Raw genomic sequence first — 18,550 nt, 5'->3', positions numbered from 1 at the left:
CGCGGGGCCGGCCGTGCCGACTCTGCCTTGCGGCCGCTGCCGCGGACGTGCCGGGCGGTGTGCCCGGCCGTCCCGACGTCATACGACCTCTGCCCGGCTCCGCCTCTAGGTCACGCGACAGCCATCCGGCGTTGTCCCGAGGCCGCGTGCGGGGCCGTCACCCGGCCGTCCCGGTCTCACGAGTGCGACAGCTGCCCGGCGCCGCCCCGCCCGCGTATCCGCTTCTCGTCGCGCTGCGCGGCCCGCTCCCGCCGCCGGGCCGTACGACGCTCGCGGCGCAGTGAACGTGCCGTGCTGCTCGGCTCGGAGACCACGCCGTACCGCTGGCGCCACACCTGGCGGGTGACCCACACGTCGACCGCCGACCAGGTGGCCACCACCGTCGCCGCCACGCTGCCGATCATCATCGGGAACGCCAGCCACGACCCGGCCATGGCGCACAGGAAGGCCACCATGGCCGCGATCAGCGTCACCGAGCCGATCAGAACCGCCCGCACCGCGGCCGTACGCACAGGATCCGGCAGCCGGTACCGCCGCGCGGGCTCCTCCACCCACAGCTGCCGGTACGACTGCTGCTGCGGGACGCCGTGGAACTCCCCGGCGTCCGCGCGCACCGCGGTGCCGCGATCGGACCGTCCCTCGTGCTCCCCTCGTGCCGCCGAGTGCTCCGTCACGCTGTTCTCGGGCGCCTCTCGGCGTTCCGTGCCCATCACCGTGTCACTCCCCACCGCCGGCAGACCGCTCACTTCCGGTGTCCGAAGACTCCGGCTCCCCAGTGGCTGCCCGGCTTGCGCTCAATTACGCCGCTGAGGTGCGGGATACGGCACCTGTGGCCGATTCCGCCCCCATCTCCCATCGAGTAGGACGCACGGAGTGCCGCCAAGATTCCCGAACTCCGAAAAATTCCGGCCAACGAGTTGTCCATACTTCTTCGTAGGTTCTCCCCGCAGCCGCACAACTGGCGGCGGCAATCTCCCGCAATGCCCGGACAACTGGTCATCTCCCATGGCCGATACGGAAGTTCACCTTCCGGACAGGTCTTCGAGTTACGTCCGAGGCGGTAGTAGGCTCGCGCCGTTTGTTGACGGACACGCGCACCCCCGGCCGGCGGGGGTCGAGCTGGGGGAGGCCATGCGCTTTCGCGGGAAGTCGATCCGCCGGAAGATCGTGGCGCTGCTTCTCGTGCCGCTGTTGTCGCTGGCCGCCATCTGGGGCTTCGCCACGGTGCTCACGGGGCGCGACGCCGCCAGGCTCCTCCACGTCTCCGATGTCGTCCAGAACATCGGCTATCCCACCGAGGACACGGTCCGCGATCTGCAGCAGGAGCGCCGCCAGGCCCTCGTGTACCTCGCCGACCCACGGGCCGCCGACGCGCTCTCCGCGCTGCGCCGCACCCGCACCGCCACCGACCGCGCCGTCACGAGGATCCGGCAGAACGCCCGGGACCACAGCGTCGTCGACAGCATGGGACCGGACGACAGGGAGCGCCTGACCACCGTCCTCGACGCCTTCGAGGGCGTCGAGTCCCTGCGCGGCAGCGTCGAGAAGCGCACCGTCAGCCGTGAACAGGCCTATGACCTCTACAACCGGCTCGTCGACCCGTGCTTCTCCCTGCTCGCGGCCCTCGACAACATCGACGACGTCCAGATGAACACCCAGGCGGCCGCCCTGGTGAACGTGATCCGCGCCCGTGAACTCCTCGCCCGCGAGGACGCCCTGCTCGGCTCCTCGCTCGTGGTGGGCCGGTTCACCACCGACGAGATCCGGACCGTCTCCGACCTCGTCGCCCAGCGCACCCTGCTGTACGACATCAATCTGCCGCTGCTGCCCTCGGCCGAGCGGGACCGCTACGAGCGCTTCTGGGCCGACGCCGCCACCACCCCGCTCCGCGCCGCCGAACAGTCCGTCGTCGACTCCGGACCGGGAACCCCGCGCCGCGTCACCGCCGAGGGCTGGGACTCCGACGCGGCGGGCGTCCTGCGTGAACTCGGCAAGCTCGACGACCAGGCCGGCGACCGGTTCCAGGACCGGGTGCGGCCCGTGGCCGTCGGCGTCATCGCGCAGGCCGCGGTCGCCGGCGTCCTCGGCCTCGTCGCCCTCCTGTTCTCCCTCGTGGTCTCCGTACGCGTCGGCCGCGCTCTCGTCCGCGACCTGCGGCAGTTGCGCCTGGACGCCCACGAGGCGTCCGGGGTGCGGCTGCCCGGGGTGATGCGCCGCCTGTCCGCCGGCGAGCAGGTGGACATCGAGACCGAGGCACCCCGGCTGGAGTACGACAAGAACGAGATCGGTGAGGTCGGCCGGGCCCTCAACACCCTCCAGCGGGCCGCAGTCGAGGCCGCCGTCAAGCAGGCCGAACTGCGGTCCGGCGTCTCCGAGGTCTTCGTCAACCTCGCCCGCCGCAGCCAGGTGCTGCTGCACAAGCAGCTCACCCTGCTGGACACCATGGAGCGCAGGACCGAGGACACCGACGAGCTCGCCGACCTCTTCCGCCTCGACCACCTCACCACCCGGATGCGCCGGCACGCCGAGGGCCTGGTGATCCTCTCCGGCGCCGCGCCGTCGCGGCAGTGGCGCCGCCCCGTGCAGCTGATGGACGTCGTCCGCGCCTCCGTCGCCGAGGTCGAGGACTACGAGCGGGTCGAGGTGCGGCGCCTGCCCCGCACCGCCGTCATCGGACCGGCCGTCGCCGACCTCACCCACCTGGTGGCCGAACTCCTGGAGAACGCCACCGTGTTCTCACCCCCGCACACCGCCGTCCAGGTCATCGGTGAGAACGTCGCCAACGGCTTCACCCTGGAGATCCACGACCGCGGGCTCGGCATGACGGCCGAGGCCCTGCTCGACGCCAACCTCCGGCTCGCCGAGACCCCCGAGTTCGAGCTCTCCGACACCGACAGGCTCGGCCTGTTCGTCGTCAGCCGCCTCGCCCGGCGGCAGAACGTCCGCGTCTCCCTCCAGCCGTCGCCCTACGGCGGCACGACCGCCATCGTCTTCATCCCCGACGCGCTGCTGACCGACGACGTCCCGGACACCAACGGTGTCGGCTTCCGCCTCGACCGGGTCCGCGCCCCGAAGGAGTCCGACCCGCGGGCGGGCCGCGCCGCCGGCCGTTCACCGGCCCTGCCGCAGGCACCCGGCCTGACCACCTCCCTGCTCGACGGACCCGTCGAACTGGAGTCCCCCCTCGGCCTCGGCGGCATCGAGGAGTTCCCCGGCGCCCTGCCGGACGAGGAGAGCGAACGCGGACTGTTCCTCCCCCGGCGCTCCCTCGCCCCCGCCGACGACCACGACACGCCCCGGAGCCCCGAACAGGCCCGCCGCCCGGCCGGCCGGCGCCACGACGACGAGGACTCCGGCCGCCCCGCGGGCGGACTCGTCCCCCTGCCCCGCCGGCAGGCGCCCAAGCTGGTCAGCTCACACGGCAGGCCCGTCACCGACCAGCGCACCCGGCGCGGAACCCCTGACGGGAAGACCGCCGAGAGCCCGCTCCCGGCCGACACCGAAGGACTGGCTCCGCTGCCCGCCCGCCGACGCGGTGACACCGGCCGGGCAAGCATCGGACCCGCCCACCGCACGGACGAGACCCCGAAGACCCCTGCCGCCCGCGCGCACCGGACCGCCGCGGACTCCGGCAGCGCCCGGGCCACCGAGACCGCGGAGACCGCGGAGCCCACGGGGAGCCCGGCCCTGCCCCGGCGCACCCGCACCACCACCACGACCGCCGAAGCCGACGGCAGCGACGGAACCCCGCCCACCGGCGGCGGAACCCCGCCCGCAGGCGAAGCGTCCCCGGAGCCCGGACCGGGCCTCGGGCCGCTGCCCCGGCGGGTACGACAGGCCAGCCTCGCCCCGCAGCTCAAGCAGCAGCCGGCGCGACGCCCCGAACCCGCGGACCGGACCGCCGATCGCGACGCCGACGAGGTCCGCAGCCGTATGGCCTCGCTCCAGCGCGGCTGGCAGCGCGGCCGCGAGGAGAACGCCACGGGCGACCGAGCCCGCAATGGCACAGCACAAGGAACCAATAAGGGGGACGGTCGATGACCGCACCAAAGGCGACCGACCACACGGACACCAAGAAGCTGGAACTGAACTGGCTCCTCGACGAACTCGTCGAGCGGGTGGCCAGCATCCGCAAGGCCGTCGTGCTCTCCGGCGACGGCCTTGCCACCGGCCTGTCCAAGGACCTGACCCGGGAGGACAGCGAGCACCTGGCCGCGGTCGCGTCCGGCTTCCACAGCCTCGCCAAGGGCGTCGGCCGCCACTTCGAGGCGGGCAGCGTCCGGCAGACCGTCGTGGAGCTCGACGACGCCTTCCTGTTCGTCACCGCGGCGGGTGACGGCAGCTGCCTCGCGGTCCTCTCGGACGCCGACTCCGACGTCGGGCAGGTCGCCTACGAGATGACGCTCCTGGTGAAGCGGGTCGGTGTGCACCTGGGCGCCGCGCCGCGCACCGATCTCTCCGCGGGCGGGTAGTGCGACGGCATGAGCGGCGACGGTCAGGCAGACAGCCACTGGTTCGACGACGAGGCAGGACCGGTCGTCCGGCCGTACGCCATGACCCGTGGCCGCACCACGGGTCCCGGCCAGCACCGGCTTGACCTGATCGCGGTCGTCGCCACGGAGCCCGACGCCGGCGACCCGGAGGCGGACCCGACGCTGGGCCCGGAACACGTGCACATCGTCGGGCTCTGCCGCGCGGAACCGCAGTCCGTCGCGGAGATCGCCGCGGAACTCGACCTGCCCGTCGGGGTGGTCCGCGTCCTCGTCGGCGACCTCGAGCACGCGGAACTCGTCCATGTGACGCGTCCCGTACCCCCGGCGGAGCTGCCGGACGAGAGTATTCTGCGCGACGTGATCAACGGCCTTCGGGCGCTGTGACCGGCGCGGAAGCGGAGCAATGACGTGACTGGCTGGCAGTTCTGGGTCGACCGGGGCGGGACGTTCACCGACATCGTCGCGCGCCGCCCGGACGGCAGCCTGCTCACGCACAAGCTGCTCTCGGACAGCCCCGCGTACGCCGACGCGGCCGTCGCCGGCGTCACCGGACTCCTCGCGGACTCCCGGGAGCCCGTCGACGCCGTCCGCATGGGCACCACGGTCGCCACCAACGCGCTGCTGGAACGGGACGGGGCGCGCACCCTCCTGGTGGTCACCCGCGGCTTCCGTGACGCCCTGCGGATCGCCTACCAGAACCGCCCCCGCATCTTCGCCCGCCACATCGAACTGCCCGAGCCGCTGTACGAGCGCGTGGCCGAGGTCGACGAGCGCATCGCCGCCGACGGCACCGTGCTGCGCGCTCCCGACCTGGCCGCGCTCGAAGGTCCCCTGCGGCAGGCCTACGACGACGGGATCCGCGCGGTCGCCGTCGTCTGCCTGCACAGCCACCTCCATCCCGCGCACGAACGCGCCGTCGGTGACCTCGCCGAGCGTGTCGGCTTCCCGCAGATCTCGCTGTCCAGCGAGGTCAGCCCCCTGATGAAACTCGTCCCGCGTGGCGACACCGCCGTCGTCGACGCCTATCTGTCGCCCGTGCTGCGCCGGTACGTGCGCCAGGTCGCCGACGAACTGCACGACGTGCGGCTGATGTTCATGCAGTCCAACGGCGGCCTGACCGAGGCCGGGCGGTTCCGCGGCAAGGACGCCGTCCTCTCCGGACCGGCCGGCGGCATCGTCGGCATGGCCCGCATGTCGCAGCGCGCCGGTCTCGACCGTGTCATCGGCTTCGACATGGGCGGCACCTCCACCGACGTCTCCCACTTCGCCGGCGCCTACGAGCGGGTCTTCACCACCCGGATCGCCGGTGTCCGCCTGCGCGCGCCCATGCTGGACATCCACACCGTCGCGGCGGGCGGCGGCTCGGTCCTGCACTTCGACGGCTCCCGCTACCGCGTCGGACCCGACTCCGCCGGAGCCGACCCCGGTCCGGCCTGCTACCGCGCGGGCGGCCCGCTCACCGTCACCGACGCCAACGTCATGCTCGGCCGGATCCAGCCCGGCCACTTCCCCGCGGTGTTCGGACCCGGCGGCGACCAGCCCCTGGACGGCGCGCTCGTCCGCGACCGGTTCACCGCCCTCGCCCGCGAGATCCGCGACCGGACCGGTGACGACCGCACCCCGGAACAGGTGGCCGAGGGATACCTGCGGATCGCCGTCGCCGACATCGCCAACGCCGTGAAACGGATCTCCGTCCAGCAGGGTCACGACGTCACCCGCTACGCCCTCACCACCTTCGGCGGCGCGGGCGGCCAGCACGCGTGCCGGGTCGCCGACTCGCTCGGCATCCGCACCGTCCTCGTACCCCCCATGGCCGGAGTCCTCTCCGCGCTGGGCATCGGCCTCGCCGACACCACCGCGATGCGCGAACAGTCCGCCGAGGTCCCCCTGGAGCCCTCCGCCATGCGCGGTCTGCGCGAGACGGCCGACGGCCTGGAGGAGGCCGCCCGCGCCGAACTCCTCGCCGAGGGCGTCCCCCCGGACCGCGTCGAGGCCGTCCGCCGCGCCCAACTGCGTTACGACGGAACCGACACCGCGCTCACCGTCGAGCTGACGGAACCCGACGCGATGAAGCGCGCCTTCGAGGAACGTCACCGCGCCACCTTCTCCTTCACCCTGGACCGCCCGGTCGTCGTCGAAGCCCTCTCCGTGGAAGCCACCGGCATCACCGCACCCCCCGACCTCTCCGCCCTCGCCCCCTACCAGGGCCGCCCCGCCGCTCCCGGCACCGTCCGCCTGTACAGCGGCGGTGCCTGGCGCGACGCACCCCTCCACCGCCGCGAGGCCCTGCCCCCCGGCGACACCGTCACCGGCCCGGCGGTCATCGCCGAGGCCGGCGCCACCACCGTCGTCGACGACGGCTGGCGGGCCGCGGCGACCGACGAGGGGCATCTGCTCATGGAACGCACCACGGTCACGGAGAGTTCCGAAGCCGGTACGGAAGTCGACCCCGTCCTGCTCGAGGTCTTCAACAACCTCTTCATGTCGATCGCCGAGCAGATGGGCGCCCGGCTGGAGTCCACCGCCCAGTCCGTCAACATCAAGGAGCGCCTGGACTTCTCCTGCGCCCTGTTCGACCCGGACGGGAACCTGGTGGCCAACGCCCCCCACATCCCCGTCCACCTGGGCTCCATGGGCACCAGCGTCAAGGAGGTCATCCGCCGCCGCGGCACCTCGATGCGCCCCGGCGACACCTACGCCGTGAACGACCCGTACCACGGCGGCACCCACCTGCCCGACGTCACCGTGATCACCCCCGTGTTCGGCACCGGCCCCGCCGCCGGCACGGAGAGTGAGCCCCGGATCCTCTTCCACGTCGCCTCACGCGGCCACCACGCCGAGATCGGCGGCATCGCCCCCGGCTCCATGCCCGCCCACAGCCGCACCATCGACGAGGAGGGCGTCCTCTTCGACAACTGGCTGCTCACCGAGAACGGTCGGTTCCGCGAGGAGGAGACCCGCCGTCTGCTCACCGAGGCCCCGTACCCCTCCCGCAACGTCCGCACCAACCTCGCCGACCTGCGCGCCCAGATCGCCGCCAACCGCAAGGGCGCCGACGAAGTGGGCCGCATGATCGAGGAGTTCGGCCTCGACGTCGTCCAGGCGTACATGCGGCACGTGCAGGACAACGCGGAGGAGGCGGTGCGCCGCGTCATCGACTCCCTGGACGACGGGGAGTACGCCTACGAGACCGACGCGGGCGCGGTCATCCGGGTCGCCGTGCGCGTCGACCGGGCGGCACGCCGCGCGCGCGTCGACTTCACCGGAACCTCCGCCCAGCTCGGCACCAACTTCAACGCACCCTTCTCGGTGGTGAACGCGGCCGTCCTGTACGTCTTCCGGACCCTCGTCGACGACGACATCCCGCTCAACGACGGCTGCCTGCGCCCCCTGGACATCGTCGTACCGTCCGGCTCGATGCTCGCCCCCGAGCCGCCCGCCGCCGTCGTCGCCGGCAACGTCGAGACCTCCCAGGCCGTCACCGGAGCCCTGTACGCCGCGCTGGGCGTCCAGGCCGAGGGTTCCGGGACCATGAACAACGTCACCTTCGGCAACGAACGCCACCAGTACTACGAGACCGTCGCCTCCGGATCCGGAGCGGGCGACGGCTTCGACGGCGCCGACGCCGTGCAGACCCACATGACCAACTCGCGGCTCACCGATCCCGAGATCCTGGAGTGGCGGCTGCCCGTCAGGGTCGAGGAGTTCGCGATCCGGCGGGGCAGCGGCGGCGCCGGACGCACACGGGGCGGCGACGGCGCCGTACGCCGTCTCCGCTTCCTGGAACCCATGACCGTCTCCACGCTCTCCCAGCACCGCCGCGTGCCGCCCTACGGCATGGCGGGCGGCGAACCCGGCGCACTCGGTGCCAACCGGGTGGAGCGGGCCGACGGAACGGTCACCGAACTCGGCGGGAGCGGCACGGCCGACGTCGCTCCCGGAGATGTACTCGTCATCGAAACCCCCGGTGGCGGCGGCTACGGCCCGCCGTCCCCCGGCCCACACCGAGCAGGAGAACAGAGCGATGGTCTTCGAGCGATCTGAGCGCGGCAAGCCCCCGGTCGAGCCCGTCACGCTCAAGATCCTGGTGGCCGGCGGCTTCGGCGTGGGCAAGACGACCCTCGTCGGCGCGGTCAGCGAGATCAGGCCGCTGCGCACCGAGGAGCTGCTGACCGAGGCAGGACGCCCGGTCGACGACGTCAGCGGTGTGGAGGGCAAGAACACCACCACCGTGGCCATGGACTTCGGCCGGATCACCCTGCGCGAGGGTCTCGTCCTGTACCTGTTCGGCACGCCCGGCCAGGAACGCTTCTGGTTCATGTGGGACGAGCTGTCCGAGGGCGCGCTCGGCGCCGTCGTCCTCGCCGACACCCGCCGCCTGGAGGACTGCTTCGCCGCCATCGACTACTTCGAGCGGCGCTCCATACCCTTCGTCGTCGGCGTCAACTGCTTCGAGGGCGCCGCGCGCTACCCGGTCGACACGGTCCGCAAGGCCCTCGACCTGGACGAGGACGTGCCACTGCTGCTGTGCGACGCCCGGGACCGGGAGTCGGTCAAGGAGGTCCTCATCGGCGTCGTCCGGCACGCGATGGAGTACGCGGCCGAGCGCCGCCAGGCCGTGACGACCTGACCGACCGCCCCGTCCCTCCATCGGATACAGTCCGCGCGTGTCCGACATTCAGCAGACAACTCCCAACTCCGGCCCTGGCAGCCACTGTTCGAGCTGCGGCACGCCCTACGGGCCGGACGTCTCCGGCTGGCCGCGCACCTGCCCGTCCTGCGGGGCCGCCGCCTACCGCAATCCGCTGCCCGTCGCGGTCGCGCTGCAGCCGGTGTACGACAGCCGGGGCACCGCCCTGGTCGTCATCACCCGGACCGTCGCCCCCGCGCGCGGCGGCGTCGCGCTGCCCGGCGGCTACGTCGACGACCGCGAGGACTGGCGGCACGCGGCCGTGCGCGAACTGTGGGAGGAGACGCGCATCGAGGCGGCCGCCCGCGACGTCCGCCTCGCCGACGCGCTGAGCTCCCCCGACGGGCATCTGCTGCTCTTCGGACTCCTGCCGGAACGCCCGGCCGAGAGCCTGCCGCCGTCCGCCGCGACGGACGAGACCGAGGGCTGGCACCTGCTCCGCCGGCCCGAGGAACTCGCCTTCCCGCTGCACACCGTGGCAGCGCGCGCCTTCTTCGAGGGACGCTACGTCTGAGCCGCTCGCTCAGCCGAGGCCCCGTATCCGCACCGGCCGGGACGGCTCACCCGTGCCCCCGCCCTCCCGCTCCCGGGTGACCACCACCTCCGCGCCCTGCCGGCGGACGGTGTAGCGCTCGATCTCCGGTTCGCCACGGCCGTCGGCCGGTTCCAGGACCACCAGCCCGCCCCCGGTCCGTCCCCGGGCCGGGGCCCACACCTCCAGTTCGGTCCCGCCGTCCGCACCGCGCACCGGCAGCACGGAACCCGCGCGCGCGAGCACCGGGATCCGCGACAGCGGCGCGTCGGCCAGAATCTGCGCCGGCCCCTCGTACGCCCGCCCGGTCGCCGTGTCGTACCAGCGGCCCCGGGGCAGCCGCACCGCCCGCCGGTCGGCCCCCGGGTCCAGCACCGGCGCCACCAGCAGGCTGTCGCCGAGCAGGAACGCGTCCCCGCAGTCGCGCAGCGCGCGGTCCTCCGGCGCCCCCCACCACAGCGGCCGTACATAGGGCGCGCCGGTGCGCCGGGCCAGATGCGCCAGCGAGACGAAGTACGGCAGCAGCCGCCTGCGTTCGAGCACCGCCGCGCGCGCGTGCTCCAGCACCCGCGGACCGAACTCCCAGGGCTCCCGGTGCCCGGACCGCACGCCCGCGTGCGTGCGGAACAGCGGCAGATAGGCGCCGAGCTGGAACCACCGCAGATAGAGCTCCGGGGACGGACTCCCGTCGCGGCCTCCTATGTCCGGGCCCGAGTACGGCACCCCGCACAGCGAGAGCCCCAGCACCAGCGACAGCGACGCCCGCAGCCCCGGCCAGCCGGACGCCACGTCCCCCGACCAGGTACCCCCGTAACGCTGCATGCCCGCCCAGCCGGACCGCGAGAGCACGAACGGCCGCTCCTCCGGCGACAGCTCGCGCAGCCCCTCGCCGGCGGCCCGCGCCATGCAGAGGGCGTACACGTTGTGCGCCTCACGGTGGTCGCCGCCGCGGCCCTCCAGATCGTGCCGGGCCGAACGCGGCAGCGTCGTCTCACCGAACGCCGTGAACGACGTCGGCTCGTCCATCTCGTGCCGGAAGCCCGCGAAGCCCTGCTCCAGCCGCTCCCGGTAGAGACCGCCCCACCACGCACGCACCCGCGCGTGCGTGAAGTCCGGGAAGACCGACTCGCCGGCCCACGCCTCCCCGCGCACGGTCCTGCCCGAGGCGTCCCGCACGAAGGCGTCCACGGCCGAACCGCCGTCGTACACCGCGTCACCCGGCACCGCCCGCACCGCCGGACCGACGGCCGACACCAGCCGGATGCCGTCCTGGCGCAGCTCCTCGGCGAGCCCCGGCAGTTTCGGGAAGCGGTCCTGGTCGACCGTGAACGCCTGGCCGTCCTGGTGATGGCCGACGTCCAGGTGGACGGCGTCCAGCGGCACACCGCGCTCCTTGTACCCCTCGACGAGACGCCGCACCTCCTGCTCGTCGCCGAGATCCCACCGCGCGTGCTGATGGCCCAGAGCCCAGGCCGGCGGCAGCGCCGGCGCCCCCGTCAGCGACGCCCACGTGTGCAGCACGCGCGCGGGGGTACCGACCATCACCCAGCCGCGCAGCGGACCGCCGTCCATCCGCAGTTCGGAGCGGCCCGGCCGGTCGTGCCCCGAGCCGGCGCCCTCCTCACCCTCCCGCAGGACGACCGTGCCGTCCCACGTGCTGTCGTGGAACACCAGATGCGCCGCGGCGTCGGCCACCACCAGCTGGACCGGCATCGTCAGGTACAGCGGATCGTCGCCCGGACCGAACGCGCGGCCCGGGTCGGTGTTCCACAGCCGGTACGTGCCGTCCCGCAGCCGCGGCCCGGACGCGCGGGCGCCCAGCCCGAAGAAGCGGGCGTCCGCCGCCACCTCGGACCGCTGCATCCACCGCGCCGGACCCCCGCCGTCCGCCTCCCACCAGCGCGGCGGCAGATCCCGCCGCAGCATCACCCCGCCGGGGGTGCACACCTGCACCTCCCCGTGCCGGGAGACGACGACGGTCGCCCGCTCCGACACGACCCGCCAGCCGCCGTCCTTGTCCGGCTCCAGCACCGCCCGCAGGTCCGGCTCGGGAGACTTTCCGGCCAGCGCGTACGACGGCTGCGGCGCCGCCCCGTCCCAGCCCCGGAACACGGCCCCGTTGACCGCGACGGTGATCCGCAGCTCGGAGCGCGCGAACCGGATCACCCCGCCCCCGGGCCCCGGCTCCGCGCCCACCACCTGCCCCGGGATCCGTGCCCGTTCCGTGCCCCGCGGCGGCAGCCCGGCGGCGTCGATGCGCCTTCTGCGCCACGCGGACCGCACGGTGCGCAACCCCTGGGCCGCCCGCCCCGAACCGACCCCACTCACCGAACGCACCAGGTCACGACCGTCCATGCTGTTCACCCTGCCACTCGACGCCCCACGCGCGTGTGTCGTTCAACTGCCGTTCACCGTGCCGCGACCACATCGGCGCGCCGCTCAGTGTGTGGGGCGAACCCTGGTGCAGAAGTCGATCACATGGCATCGTCCCTGTCAGCCGCGTCACGCGCACACCCCAGCCCGTGCGCGGACCGACGCACACGACGCGCACAGCCCGGGAGCCGCCCCATGTCGCACGCGAACCCCCAGCCGCTCTGGCAGCCCGACCCCGAGCGGATCGCCCAGGCCCGCATCACCGAGTTCCAGGCGTGGGCCGCCGAGTGCCACGGCGCGCCGGCCGAAGGGGGCTATCCCGCCCTGCACCGGTGGTCCGTCGACGAGATGGAGACGTTCTGGAAGGCCGTCACGGAGTTCTTCGGCGTGCGCTTCTCGGCGCCCTGCACGCGTGTGCTCGGCGACCGCTCGATGCCCGGCGCCCAGTGGTTCCCCGGTGCCACCCTCAACTACGCCGAGCACGCCCTGCGGGCCGCCGCCGACCGCGCGGACGAACCCGCCCTGCTGTACGTCGACGAGACCCACGAACCACGCCCGGTGAGCTGGGCCGAACTGCGCCGCCAGGTCGGCTCGCTGGCCGCGGAACTGCGCGCCCTCGGCGTGCGCCCCGGCGACCGCGTCAGCGGCTACCTCCCGAACATCCCGGAGGCCGTCGTCGCCCTGCTGGCCACGGCCGCCGTGGGCGCCGTGTGGACCTCCTGCGCCCCCGACTTCGGCGCCCGCAGCGTCCTCGACCGCTTCCAGCAGGTCGAACCCGTCGTCCTGTTCACCGTCGACGGCTACCGCTACGGCGGCAAGGAGCACGACCGCCGCGAGACCGTCGCCGAACTGCGCCGCGAACTGCCCAGCCTGCGCGCCGTCGTCCACATCCCGCTCCTCGGCACCGAGGCGCCCGACGGCGCACTCGAATGGCGGGCGCTCACGGCGGCCGACACCGAGCCCGTCTTCGAGCAGGTCCCGTTCGAACACCCGTTGTGGGTGCTGTACTCGTCCGGTACGACCGGGCTGCCCAAGGCCCTCGTGCAGTCCCAGGGCGGCATCCTCGTCGAGCACCTCAAGCAGCTCGGCCTGCACTGCGACCTCGGGCCCGAGGACCGTTTCTTCTGGTACACCTCGACCGGCTGGATGATGTGGAACTTCCTCGTCTCCGGCCTGCTCACCGGAACGACGGTCGTCCTGTACGACGGCAGCCCCGGCTACCCCGACACCGGCGCCCAGTGGCGGGTCGCCGAACGCACCGGCGCCACCCTGTACGGCACCTCGGCCGCCTATGTGATGGCCTGCCGCAAGGCCGGCGTCCACCCCTCGCGCGACTTCGACCTGTCCCGGATCGGGTGCGTCGCCACCACCGGCTCCCCCCTGCCGCCCGACGGGTTCCGCTGGCTGCACGACGAGGTCCGCGAGGACCTGTGGATCGCCTCCGTCAGCGGGGGCACCGACGTCTGCTCCTGCTTCGCGGGAGCCGTGCCGACCCTCCCGGTGTACACCGGTGAGCTCCAGGCGGCCGGCCTCGGCACCGACCTGCAGTCCTGGGACCCGGCCGGCGCCCCCTTGGTCGACGAGGTGGGCGAGCTGGTCGTCACCAACCCCATGCCCTCGATGCCGATCCGCTTCTGGAACGACCCCGACGGCAGCCGTTACCGCGACAGCTACTTCGACACCTACCCCGGGGTGTGGCGGCACGGCGACTGGATCACGGTCACCTCACGGGGTTCCGTGATCATCCACGGCCGTTCGGACTCCACTCTCAACCGGCAGGGCGTCCGCATGGGATCCGCCGACATCTACGAGGTCGTCGAGCGGCTGCCCGAGATCAAGGAGTCCCTCGTCATCGGTATCGAGCAGCCGGACGGCGGCTACTGGATGCCCCTCTTCGTCCACCTGGCGCCCGGTGCCGTCCTCGACGCGGAACTCCAGGACCGGATCAAGGCGGCCATCCGGCAACAGCTCTCGCCCCGCCATGTGCCCGACGAGATCATCGAGGTCCCCGGCGTCCCGCACACCCTCACCGGCAAGCGCATCGAGGTCCCGGTCAAGCGCCTCCTCCAGGGAACCGCCCTGGAGAAGGCCGTCAACCCCGGGTCGATCGACGACCTCGGCCTGCTGGGCTTCTACGAGGAACTGGCCCGCAAGCGCGCCTGACACGAAGGGACACCACACGAAGGGACACCCCCTAGCCCCCGTAGGCGGCCTCGGACTCACCGAGCACGGCGGCGAAGTCCGGGGCCGGCCGCTCGGCCCCGGACTTCGCCAGACCCGCGGACGAGATCCGGACCCCCGGTCCCGAGGCCGGCCGGAACCGCGCCCCGGCGGCCACCCACCAGCCGTACGACCGCAGCCCGTTCACCACCGCGGACGCGTCGCGCACCGGCACCCACAGGTTCATCCCGCACGCCCCGTGCGAGGCGATGTTCCGCACGGCCGGCTCCCGCCGCAGCGCCGTACGACGGTCCGCGCACTCCTCACGCACACGTGCCACCAGCGCACGCGTGCCCTCGTCCGTCAGCAGGGCGAGCACCGTCTCCTGCAGCAGCCCTCTTCGGCACCACCATCGCCCTGACCTGCGGAATCCAGCACCGCCTCGTCCGTGAACGCCTCCAGCGGACCCCGTTGTCAGTGCCGCCGGTTACGGTGAGTGAGCACTGATCGACCGCGCATAGGGGGAAACATGGCGCACACCGACCAGCGGGCCATGCGACGCGTCCTGCGTCGCGAAATCGCCGGCACCATCGGCCTGCTCACCGACGAACACGACTTCCACGCCATGCGGCAGTACCGCAGCTTCACCTTCGACGACCACCTCACCTACCTCCAGCAGATCGAGACCCTGCTCAAGTCCCGCGCCGCACAGGGCAGCCACACCACGCTCGCCCTCTTCGACCCCCAGAGTTACGCCGCCTACTGCGCGCACACCGGACTCGATCCCGAGGCCCCGGCCAGCCGCAGCCGCTTCACCGCGGAACTCGCCGCCGACGGCCCCACCGTCCCCTACGACGGCCGGCCCCTCACCGCACTCCTGCCCGCCCTCGTCGACGAAGCCGTACGACAGGCCACCTGGGAGTACGCCACCACCCTCCTGACCCGCCTCGGCCCCTGCCCCACCTGCGGCGAGGACATCGGGCGCGCCGCCTTCGTCCGCGCCGCCGACCTCCTGGTCCGCATCCTCGACACCGCCCCGCCCGGCGACCGGCACCTCGTGTGCAGCGTCGCCGGACCACCCGAATCACTCGTCACCGTCCTGCACGCCGACCAGGACACCGCCGACGGGATCGAACTGGACGAGGCCGAAGCACTCGAATTCACCAGCGTCCTCGCCCTCGGCCTCGCCACCCGCAGCCCCGGCGGCCTCGTCATGCGCACCAGCACCCCCGGCGCCCGCGACCGTGTCCACGGCTGGCGGCTGCGCGCCGGCGGACTCGAACCCCTCACCGCCGCCGAGGTCTTCGACGCCTACTGCACCGACGTCGACTCGGGCGAGCCCATCCCGCCCGAGTCAGGAGTCGACTACTGCGTACCCCCCGACCTGGGCGAGGAGACAGCCGGCCACGGACACCGCCACTGAAAGCACCAGGGGCGTCCCACCCGTGAGCGGGACGCCCCTCGATCCCTGCGCGAGCCGTCCTTCCGGTACCGGTCCGGCTCGGCAGCACACCCCCGCTACTTCCCGGAGAGCACCGCCCGTGCCGCGGCACGCGCCTCCTCGGCGCTGTCCGCCGCACGCGCGGCCGCGGCGGCCCGCTCGCACTGCGCCAGCGTGTACCGCGCCAGCGCCGCCCGCACATACGGGATCGACGCCGAGCCCATGGACAAGGAGGTGACCCCCAGACCCGTCAGCACACAGGCCAGCAGCGGATCGGCCGCCGCCTCACCGCACACCCCGCAACTCCCGCCGCCGTCCCGCGCCGCCTCGGCGGACAGCGCGACCAGGTCGAGCAGCGCGGGCTGCCACGGATCCTGGAACCGCGACACCGCACCCACCTGCCGGTCCGCGGCGAACGTGTACTGAGCGAGGTCGTTCGTCCCCAGCGACAGGAACTCGACCTCCCGCAGCACCGACCGTGCCCGCAGCGCGGCGGACGGGATCTCCACCATCGCCCCGACCTTCGCCCGCAGCCCCGCCGCACGGCACGCCTGCGCGAACGCCCTGGCGTCCGCCCGGTCCGCGACCATGGGCGCCATGACCTCGAGACGGACGGACAGCCCCTCGGCCGCCCGCGCCAGCGCCGCCAACTGCGTCCGCAGGATCTCGGGGTGGCCGATCAGGGACCGCAGACCCCGCACGCCCAGCGCCGGGTTCGGCTCATCGCCGGGGGTGAGGAACGCCAGCGGCTTGTCCGCACCCGCGTCCAGCACCCTCACCACGACACGGCCCTCGGGGAACGCCTCCAGCACCTGCCGGTAGGCCTCCGCCTGCTTCTCCTCGGACGGCGCGTGCTCACTGTCGTCCAGGAACAGGAACTCGGTGCGGAACAGACCGACACCCTCGGCCCCGGCCTCCACGGCGGCCGCTACGTCCGTCGGACCACCGACGTTCGCCAGCAGCGGCACCAGATAGCCGTCGGCCGTGCTCCCCGGCCCGGCGGACCCGGCCACCGCTGCCCTGCGCTCGGCGTCGGCGGCCGCCAGTCGCTCCTTCGTCTCCTCGGCGGGGTCGACGAAGACATCACCGGTGCCGCCGTCGACGGCGATCACCGCACCCTCGGCCAGCGTGGCCGCGTCCGGCAGTGCCACGACCGCCGGCACGCCCAGCGCCCGCGCCAGGATCGCGCTGTGGCTGGTCGGCCCGCCTTCCTCGGTCACGAACCCCAGCACCAGGGAGGGATCGAGCAGCGCCGTGTCGGCGGGCGCCAGATCCCGGGCCACGAGCACATACGGCTTGTCGCTGTCCGGAAGACCCGGCATCGGGACACCCATCAGCCGCGCGACGATCCGGTCGCGCACGTCGTCGAGGTCCGCCACCCGGCCGGCGAGGTATTCCCCCGCTCCCGCCAGCAGTTCGCGGTAGGAGGCGAAAGCGTCGTACACGGCCCGCGCCGCCGCGACACCGCCGGCGACGCGCCGCTCCACGTCGGCCATCAGCTCGGGGTCCTGGGCCATCATGGCCTGCGCCTCCAGCACGGCCTGGGCGTCGCCCCCGGCCAGCCCGCCGCGCGTGGTGAGGTCGGCGGCCACGGCGTCCACGGCCTGGCGTGCCCGCCCCCGCTCCCGCTCCGCGTCCTGCGCCGGTATCCGCCCGGTCGGCGGTTCGAGCACCGCCGTCCCCATGCGCCTGACCTCGCCGATCGCGACACCGTGGCTCACCCCGACGCCTCGCAGCGTTGTCTCCATCTCACCCGTCCCCGATAGTGCGGCGGGCCGGCCGCCGCGATGGTTGTCTCCTGCTCCGGTACTTACCCGCGCCGCACACCTCGACGGCTCCCGTCACCTACGGCACCCGCACGGTCCGCCTACGACGGCCGCCCCCTCCGTCCCACGGGTCAGTCCCACGAGAAGAGGCTGTCGCCCGCCTTCACGTCGCCGCTGTCGCGGAGCGCGGAGAGAGAGGACGCCGTGGCCTCCAGCGCCACCACGGGGCAGACGGCGGACTTGCCGGCCGCCTCGACGGCGGCGGGGTTCCAGCGCACGATGCCCTGTCCGCGCGCGACCCTGTCGCCCTTGCTGACGAGCAGCTCGAAGCCCTCGCCGTTGAGCTGGACCGTGTCGATACCGAGGTGGATGAGGACGCCGCGGCCGTTCTCGTCCACCACCACGAAGGCGTGCGGGTGGAGGGAGACGATGACTCCGTCCACCGGCGCCACCGCCTCGCAGATCTCGCGCACGGGGTCGATCGCGGTGCCCGGGCCGACCATGGCTCCGGAGAAGACGGGATCCGGCACGGCGGCCAGCCCTACGGCACGTCCGGCAAGAGGGGACGTCACGGTGGTCATGGGAAAGCCTCCCAAGGTGTGGAGCTGCACACGAGCCGTCACTGCCTGTCCCGGACGGCGCACTGATCAGCAGCGTATGCCAGTGCCGGATGAAGTGGCGGTTCCATCGGCAACCCGTCGGCCTCCGTGCCGGACCAAAAAATCTTGACTGCGAGGGTTGACGGGGGTCCGGCCGATCCGTAGTGTTCTCTGTCTGCCCCGGAGCCGAACGGTTCTGTGGTGGCACCTCCGCTGCGAAAGCAGCACCCCAACCACCAGCACGATCTCCCGACCGGGATGTCATTCGGCGCGCCCGAATGTGATCTCGACGGAGCACGGCGGCCCCGATTAGGAACTGCCGGAAGGATCCGCTAAGGTTTGGGACGTCGGAACGGCCGAAGGGCCGGGAAGACAAACCCCCCTGACTGGGAATCAGACGCAAAAACGATCTGATAGAGTCGGAAACGCAAGACCGAAGGGAAGCGCCCGGAGGAAAGCCCGAGAGGGTGAGTACAAAGGAAGCGTCCGTTCCTTG

Annotated in this window: 13 protein-coding genes; 8 read left to right on the top strand and 5 right to left on the bottom strand. The window is 72.9% G+C overall.

Features of this window, described 5'->3' with window-relative positions; all coding sequences use genetic code 11:
- Nucleotides 1-176 precede the first annotated feature (176 nt).
- On the bottom strand, nucleotides 177-710 hold the full coding sequence (locus tag ACIPRD_RS24110) for a hypothetical protein (protein WP_356411067.1): 534 nt from the start codon (nucleotides 708-710) through the stop codon (nucleotides 177-179).
- A 421-nt stretch (nucleotides 711-1,131) separates the two neighbouring features.
- Between ACIPRD_RS24110 and ACIPRD_RS24105 the strand changes: the two genes are divergently transcribed.
- From ACIPRD_RS24105 to ACIPRD_RS24080, 6 genes are read left to right on the top strand one after another with little or no spacing between them, the layout of a single operon-like run.
- Entirely contained in the window at nucleotides 1,132-4,041 is a 2,910-nt protein-coding gene (locus ACIPRD_RS24105) for a nitrate- and nitrite sensing domain-containing protein (RefSeq protein ID WP_401565843.1), read from the top strand.
- Nucleotides 4,038-4,472 (top strand): roadblock/LC7 domain-containing protein, encoded by a 435-nt coding sequence (locus tag ACIPRD_RS24100; RefSeq protein WP_356411061.1) that lies wholly within the window; start codon nucleotides 4,038-4,040, stop codon nucleotides 4,470-4,472. Before ACIPRD_RS24105 ends, ACIPRD_RS24100 begins: the two co-directional genes overlap by 4 nt.
- A gap of 9 nt (nucleotides 4,473-4,481) precedes the next feature.
- Nucleotides 4,482-4,877 carry a DUF742 domain-containing protein gene (locus ACIPRD_RS24095; protein WP_401565841.1) on the top strand — a complete coding sequence of 132 codons (396 nt, stop codon included), beginning with the start codon at nucleotides 4,482-4,484 and terminating at the stop codon, nucleotides 4,875-4,877.
- 24 nt (nucleotides 4,878-4,901) lie between these two features.
- The gene (locus ACIPRD_RS24090) at nucleotides 4,902-8,537 is read left to right on the top strand and encodes a hydantoinase B/oxoprolinase family protein (protein ID WP_401565838.1); all 3,636 of its coding nucleotides are present in this window, start codon (nucleotides 4,902-4,904) and stop codon (nucleotides 8,535-8,537) included.
- Entirely contained in the window at nucleotides 8,518-9,123 is a 606-nt protein-coding gene (locus ACIPRD_RS24085) for an ATP/GTP-binding protein (RefSeq protein WP_356411055.1), read from the top strand. Before ACIPRD_RS24090 ends, ACIPRD_RS24085 begins: the two co-directional genes overlap by 20 nt.
- A gap of 37 nt (nucleotides 9,124-9,160) precedes the next feature.
- The gene (locus tag ACIPRD_RS24080; RefSeq protein WP_401565834.1) at nucleotides 9,161-9,697 is read left to right on the top strand and encodes an NUDIX domain-containing protein; all 537 of its coding nucleotides are present in this window, start codon (nucleotides 9,161-9,163) and stop codon (nucleotides 9,695-9,697) included.
- A gap of 9 nt (nucleotides 9,698-9,706) precedes the next feature.
- Here the strand turns inward: ACIPRD_RS24080 and ACIPRD_RS24075 are convergent, their stop codons facing one another.
- The gene (locus ACIPRD_RS24075; RefSeq protein WP_401565832.1) at nucleotides 9,707-12,070 is read right to left on the bottom strand and encodes a glycoside hydrolase family 31 protein; all 2,364 of its coding nucleotides are present in this window, start codon (nucleotides 12,068-12,070) and stop codon (nucleotides 9,707-9,709) included.
- 213 nt (nucleotides 12,071-12,283) lie between these two features.
- Here ACIPRD_RS24075 and ACIPRD_RS24070 point away from each other — a divergent pair, with 213 nt between their 5' ends.
- Nucleotides 12,284-14,251, top strand: a complete 1,968-nt coding sequence (locus ACIPRD_RS24070) for an acetoacetate--CoA ligase (RefSeq protein ID WP_401565829.1) — start codon at nucleotides 12,284-12,286, stop codon at nucleotides 14,249-14,251.
- A gap of 31 nt (nucleotides 14,252-14,282) precedes the next feature.
- Here the strand turns inward: ACIPRD_RS24070 and ACIPRD_RS24065 are convergent, their stop codons facing one another.
- The gene (locus ACIPRD_RS24065; RefSeq protein ID WP_401565826.1) at nucleotides 14,283-14,627 is read right to left on the bottom strand and encodes a hypothetical protein; all 345 of its coding nucleotides are present in this window, start codon (nucleotides 14,625-14,627) and stop codon (nucleotides 14,283-14,285) included.
- Between the two features lie 150 nt (nucleotides 14,628-14,777).
- On the opposite strand from ACIPRD_RS24065, the gene ACIPRD_RS24060 reads away from it, so the two are divergent.
- On the top strand, nucleotides 14,778-15,671 hold the full coding sequence (locus ACIPRD_RS24060; protein ID WP_401565825.1) for a hypothetical protein: 894 nt from the start codon (nucleotides 14,778-14,780) through the stop codon (nucleotides 15,669-15,671).
- 95 nt (nucleotides 15,672-15,766) lie between these two features.
- Here the strand turns inward: ACIPRD_RS24060 and ptsP are convergent, their stop codons facing one another.
- Both ptsP and ACIPRD_RS24050 read right to left on the bottom strand, forming a co-directional pair.
- Nucleotides 15,767-17,437, bottom strand: coding sequence for a phosphoenolpyruvate--protein phosphotransferase (gene ptsP / locus ACIPRD_RS24055; RefSeq protein WP_401565822.1), 1,671 nt, complete (start codon nucleotides 17,435-17,437; stop codon nucleotides 15,767-15,769).
- A gap of 149 nt (nucleotides 17,438-17,586) precedes the next feature.
- Entirely contained in the window at nucleotides 17,587-18,036 is a 450-nt protein-coding gene (locus tag ACIPRD_RS24050; RefSeq protein ID WP_356411034.1) for a PTS glucose transporter subunit IIA, read from the bottom strand.
- Nucleotides 18,037-18,550 lie beyond the last annotated feature (514 nt).

This window comes from Streptomyces sp. NPDC090108 (assembly GCF_044747185.1).
Lineage (GTDB): Bacteria > Actinomycetota > Actinomycetes > Streptomycetales > Streptomycetaceae > Streptomyces.
The sequence above is the reverse complement of the archived record's forward strand: the minus strand, read 5'-3'. Positions and strand labels throughout refer to the sequence as shown.

Excerpts from the sequence above, each read along its gene's own strand:
- ACIPRD_RS24110 (WP_356411067.1), bottom strand. The coding sequence starts at position 710 with ATGGGCACGGAACGCCGAGAGGCGCCCGAGAACAGCGTGACGGAGCAC.
- ACIPRD_RS24105 (WP_401565843.1), top strand. The coding sequence starts at position 1,132 with ATGCGCTTTCGCGGGAAGTCGATCCGCCGGAAGATCGTGGCGCTGCTT.
- ACIPRD_RS24100 (WP_356411061.1), top strand. The coding sequence starts at position 4,038 with ATGACCGCACCAAAGGCGACCGACCACACGGACACCAAGAAGCTGGAA.
- ACIPRD_RS24095 (WP_401565841.1), top strand. The coding sequence starts at position 4,482 with ATGAGCGGCGACGGTCAGGCAGACAGCCACTGGTTCGACGACGAGGCA.
- ACIPRD_RS24085 (WP_356411055.1), top strand. The coding sequence starts at position 8,518 with ATGGTCTTCGAGCGATCTGAGCGCGGCAAGCCCCCGGTCGAGCCCGTC.
- ACIPRD_RS24075 (WP_401565832.1), bottom strand. The coding sequence starts at position 12,070 with ATGGACGGTCGTGACCTGGTGCGTTCGGTGAGTGGGGTCGGTTCGGGG.
- ACIPRD_RS24070 (WP_401565829.1), top strand. The coding sequence starts at position 12,284 with ATGTCGCACGCGAACCCCCAGCCGCTCTGGCAGCCCGACCCCGAGCGG.
- ACIPRD_RS24060 (WP_401565825.1), top strand. The coding sequence starts at position 14,778 with ATGGCGCACACCGACCAGCGGGCCATGCGACGCGTCCTGCGTCGCGAA.
- ptsP (WP_401565822.1), bottom strand. The coding sequence starts at position 17,437 with ATGGAGACAACGCTGCGAGGCGTCGGGGTGAGCCACGGTGTCGCGATC.
- ACIPRD_RS24050 (WP_356411034.1), bottom strand. The coding sequence starts at position 18,036 with ATGACCACCGTGACGTCCCCTCTTGCCGGACGTGCCGTAGGGCTGGCC.